This window comes from Actinocrinis sp. (assembly GCF_035938995.1).
In the GTDB taxonomy this organism is placed as follows: domain Bacteria; phylum Actinomycetota; class Actinomycetes; order Streptomycetales; family Catenulisporaceae; genus DASZGI01.
On the sequence record NZ_DASZGI010000393.1, the window covers coordinates 1 to 4,753 of the forward strand.

A 4,753-nucleotide genomic window follows, 5' to 3' on the forward strand; every position below is an offset into this window, starting at 1 on the left:
GTTCGACCTGTTCGGCGTGTCGTTCTCCACCGAACTCGGTTACACCAATCTCCTCACCGCCCTCGACCTGGCCGGCATCCCGCTGGATGCGAAGGACCGGGACGAGTCGCACCCGGTGGTCATCGCGGGCGGCCACGCGGCATTCAACCCCGAGCCGATCGCCGATTTCATCGACGCCGCGGTGCTCGGCGACGGCGAGCAGATCGTGCTGACCATCAGCCGGATCGTGCGCGAGTGGAAGAACGAGGGACGCCCCGGCGGCCGCGACGAGCTCCTCCTGCGCCTTTGCAGGACGGGCGGCGTCTACGTCCCGCGCTTCTACGACGTCGAGTACCTGCCGGACGGGCGTATCAAGCGTGTCGTCCCGAACCGCTCGGGCGTTCCGTGGCGCGTCGCTAAGCACACCGTCATGGATCTCGACGAGTGGCCCTACCCTAAGCAGCCGCTGGTCCCGCTGGCCGAGACGGTGCACGAGCGGATGTCTGTGGAGATCTTCCGCGGCTGCACCCGGGGCTGCCGGTTCTGCCAGGCCGGGATGATCACCCGGCCGGTGCGCGAGCGGTCGATCACCGGCATCGGCGAGATGGTCGAGCGGGGCCTGGCCGCCACCGGCTACGAGGAGGTGGGCCTGCTCTCGCTGTCGTCCGCCGACCACAGCGAGATCGCCGACATCGCCAAGGGCCTGGCCGACCGCTACGAGGGCAGCCAGACTTCCCTCTCACTCCCTTCAACACGGGTAGACGCCTTCAACATCGACCTGGCCAATGAGCTCTCCCGCAACGGGCGCCGCAGCGGCCTGACCTTCGCGCCGGAGGGCGGCTCGGAGCGGATCCGCAAGGTCATCAACAAGATGGTCAGCGAAGAGGACCTGATCCGCACCGTCACGGCTGCGTATTCGGCCGGGTGGCGCCAGGTCAAGCTGTACTTCATGTGCGGCCTGCCGACCGAGACCGACGAGGACGTGCTGCGGATCGCCGAGATGGCCCGCAATGTCATCAGGGCGGGCCGCCAGGCCACCGGCTCCCGCGACATCCGCTGTACGGTCTCCATCGGCGGCTTCGTGCCCAAGCCACACACGCCGTTCCAGTGGGTCGGCCAGCTCGGCGCCGAGGAGACCGACGCGCGGCTGATCAAGCTGCGCGACGCGATCCGCGCCGACCGCGACTATGGCCGGGCGATCGGGTTCCGCTACCACGACGGCAAGCCGGGCATCGTCGAGGGCCTGCTCTCGCGGGGCGACCGGCGCGTGGGCAAGGTCATCCGCGCCGTGTACGAGGACGGCGGGCGCTTCGACGGCTGGAGCGAGTTCTTCTCCTACGAGCGCTGGATGCAAGCGGCCGAGCACGCGCTGGAGGACGAACCGGTCGACGTGCCCTGGTACACCACGCGCGAGCGCGACCAGGTCGAGGTGCTGCCCTGGGACCACCTGGACTCTGGCCTGGACCGCGAGTGGCTGTGGGAGGACTGGCAGGACGCGCTGCGCGAGGTCGAGGTCGACGACTGCCGCTGGACCCCGTGCTTCGACTGCGGCGTGTGCCCGCAGATGCAGACGGAGATCCAGGTCGGCCCGACCGGGAAGAAGCTCCTGCCGCTCACCGTGGTCTGATAGCTGCCCTCTGACAGACGCGGTCTATAGACTCCCGCGGCAACACGCGCCCCTCGATGAGCCGTGATAACAGTCCGGCGACGCAGCTCGCTGCCGGTAACCCGCCGCAACCCGTCGGCAACTCCGCACTCGTGCTCGGCGGCTGCTAGCACCGCGGTACCCGCTGCCGACAAGCCGCTACCATCCCCCGGGCAACCCCCGGTTCACCTCACATGTCACGGTTTATCCGTGTGATTACCAGATAGTAACTTGGTCTGGCTAGTGCGCCTGGACGGCCGTAGTCTTTGCGCTATGACTACGAGCGATGTGACTCCGCAGGCGTCCTCGTCGACGGCCTCTGCGCTCGGGCGGCCGGCGCGGCTGGAGTCGATCCGTCCGCATCTGCCGCGGGAGTTCGTCGCCCGGCTCGTCGAGGACGTCGTGGTCGGCAGCGCCGCCGCCACCACCCCCATCAGCGCCCCGCTGACCGGCGAGGTCATCGTCGAGCTGCCGCAGTCCGGCCCCGGCGACGTGCGCCTGGCCTTCCAGAAGGCCCGCGCCGCCCAGCCGACCTGGGCCGCCCGCCCGGTCGGAGAGCGTGCTGCCGTGCTGCGCCGGTTCCACGACCTGCTGCTCGACAACGAGCCGCATCTGCTCAACCTGATCCAGATCGAGACCGGAAAGGCGCGGCTGCACGCCTACGAGGAGCTGGCCGGGTCCGTCACCACCTGCCGCCACTACGCCGCGGCGGCCGCCGGCTATCTTAGGCCCCGCCGACGCCTCGGCATCATCCCGATGCTGACGAAGGTCTCCGAGGTGCGGCACCCCAAGGGCGTCGTCGGTCTGATCACCCCGTGGAACTACCCTCTCACCCTCGTCGTGATGGACATCGTCCCGGCGCTGGTCGCGGGCAACGCCGTGGTGCACAAGCCGGACAACGCGACCACCCTCACCGCCCTCTACACCCGCCAGTTGGCGGTTCAGGCGGGGCTGCCCGCCGACACGTGGCAGATCGTGACCGGAGAAGGGCCGATCACCGGCCCCGCGGTCGTGGACCACGCGGACTACGTGGCCTTCACCGGCTCGACCCGGACGGGACGACAGGTCGCGCAGCAGGCGGCCGGGCGGCTGGTCGGCTGCTCGCTCGAGCTCGGCGGCAAGAACGCGATGATCGTGTTCGACGACGCCGACCTGGACAAGGCGGTGCAGGGCGCAGTACGCGGCTGCTTCTCCTCCGCGGGCCAGCTGTGCGTCTCGTTCGAACGGCTGTATCTGCACTACTCGATCCACGACGCGTTCCTCGAGCGCTTCGTCACCGAGACCAAGGCCCTGCGCCTGGGCGGCACCCTCGACTACGCGTGCGACATCGGCTCGCTGACCTCCACCAAGCAGCTGGAGACGGTCACCATCCACGTCGAGGACGCGCGGGCGAAGGGGGCGAAGGTGCTGGCCGGCGGTCGGCGGCGGCCCGACATCGGCTCGCTGTTCTACGAGCCGACGATCCTGTCCGGCGTGACCCCGGCGATGACCGCGTACACCGACGAGACCTTCGGACCGGTCGTATCGGTATATGGATTTAAGAATGAGGCCGAGGTCGTCGAGGCGGCCAACCGTACCAAGTACGGCCTCAACGCCTCCGTATGGACGCGGGACACGAAGCGCGCGATGGAAACCGCGCTGCGCCTGCGTACCGGCATGGTGAACGTGAACGAGGCATATGCGGCTGCGTTCGGCTCGGTGGCGGCAGAGATCGGCGGCATGGGCGACTCGGGCCTCGGGCGGCGTAACGGCGCCGAGGGCATCCACCGGTACACCGAGGTCCAGGCCGTCGCGCGGCAGACGTTCGTGCCGCTCGCGCCGTGGTTCGGCTTTTCCGCGGAGAAGTACACCAAGCAGATGACTTTCGCGCTGCGCCTGCTGAAGCGGATCGGGGTGCGGTGACGAAGGAGCCAAACCGCTGATACATATGTGCGGAGGCGGTTAAGGTCGCGCCGCAGCTCGAACAGAGTTCACGCGGCTCCGAGATTCGGTAAAGAATCGGTAATGTCTCCTACCCGGCTATCACCCCCCGGGCACGGGCCAGTAGCGTATTGGGCGCAGATGGCACCAAGCCGTCCCCGCTACGAGGGCCTCGGGGCTTGGGGGAGCGTGGCAAGGGTGGATCTGACAATTCAAGAGTTGTCCCAGAAAACTTCCTACGACGGGGACGGTGAGCAATGGGCGGGTACGGGACAGATATTGCGGTCATGCAGAAGGCTGCCTCGCAGATCAGGCAGACCAGCGATGAGATCAACGGGGAGCTGCGCTCGCTGCTCTCCCTGATCGAGCCGCTGGCCTCGCAGTGGCGAGGGGAAGCCTCGACCGCGTTCCACCAGCTGATCGACCGGTGGAACCAGGACGCCAACAAGCTGACGCAGGCGCTCGTCGGGATCGCCGACGCGATGGACTCCTCGCACACGAACTACTCGACTTCGGAAGAGCAGAACCGGTCGCAGATCGCGAACATCATGAGCGGGCTCGGCTGACGCCTCCGGTTTCTTTCGCCATCCCGCGGTGCGGGGCAGACTTTTGAGGGGAGTAGCAGGACATGGGCGTGGGTAGCAACGGTGGCATTCTCGTTCAGTTCGCGGCGATCGCCGAGGCTTCGCAGAACGTGAACCGGACATACACCAACCTGGACCAGAAGCTGAACGACCTGCGCCAGATGCTGGCGCCGATCGCGGCGGAGTGGACCGGCAAGGCCGCGGAGAACTACCAGGAGAAGCAGCGCGCGTGGGACCAGGCGCAGCAGGACCTCGGAATGGTGCTGCAGCAGATCGCCAAGGTCCTCGAGGCCGCGCACGACTCGTACAACCAGACCGAGCAGGCCAACGCCAACTCGTGGACGTGACGGTCGGCCACGTCTGGTAAGGTGCTGGCCATGGCGCAGTCGCGGCGATTTAGCTATGGCTTCCCGGGTGATCCGGCAAGCCAGGCGGTCGCGCGCTGAGCAAAGCAGGCAGCGCCACAAGACCTCACCCCGGCGCCCCGGACCCCCAAGGTCCGGGGCGCCGTCGTGCGTCCGCCGAGGACCATGCGGGCCCAGCCGCCAGACCGAACACCAGAGCCGGAACGGAAGGCAGCCACTCATGACCGCGAACCAGGCAACAGCGACGCAAAACCCTGCGA

General features: G+C 67.9%; 4 protein-coding genes. All 4 read left to right on the forward strand.

Annotated elements, in window-relative coordinates:
• A partial coding sequence (locus tag VGZ32_RS26990) for a TIGR03960 family B12-binding radical SAM protein (protein WP_326889033.1) occupies positions 1 to 1,606 on the forward strand: 1,606 nt, incomplete at its 5' end.
• A 291-nt stretch (positions 1,607 to 1,897) separates the two neighbouring features.
• Positions 1,898 to 3,526 carry a succinic semialdehyde dehydrogenase gene (locus tag VGZ32_RS26995; protein WP_326889034.1) on the forward strand — a complete coding sequence of 543 codons (1,629 nt, stop codon included), beginning with the start codon at positions 1,898 to 1,900 and terminating at the stop codon, positions 3,524 to 3,526.
• Positions 3,527 to 3,801: 275 nt separating this feature from the next.
• Complete coding sequence (locus VGZ32_RS27000; protein WP_326889035.1) at positions 3,802 to 4,110, forward strand: WXG100 family type VII secretion target; 309 nt, start codon at positions 3,802 to 3,804, stop codon at positions 4,108 to 4,110.
• Between the two features lie 62 nt (positions 4,111 to 4,172).
• Complete coding sequence (locus VGZ32_RS27005) at positions 4,173 to 4,475, forward strand: WXG100 family type VII secretion target (protein WP_326889036.1); 303 nt, start codon at positions 4,173 to 4,175, stop codon at positions 4,473 to 4,475.
• The last annotated feature ends 278 nt before the right edge of the window (positions 4,476 to 4,753 follow it).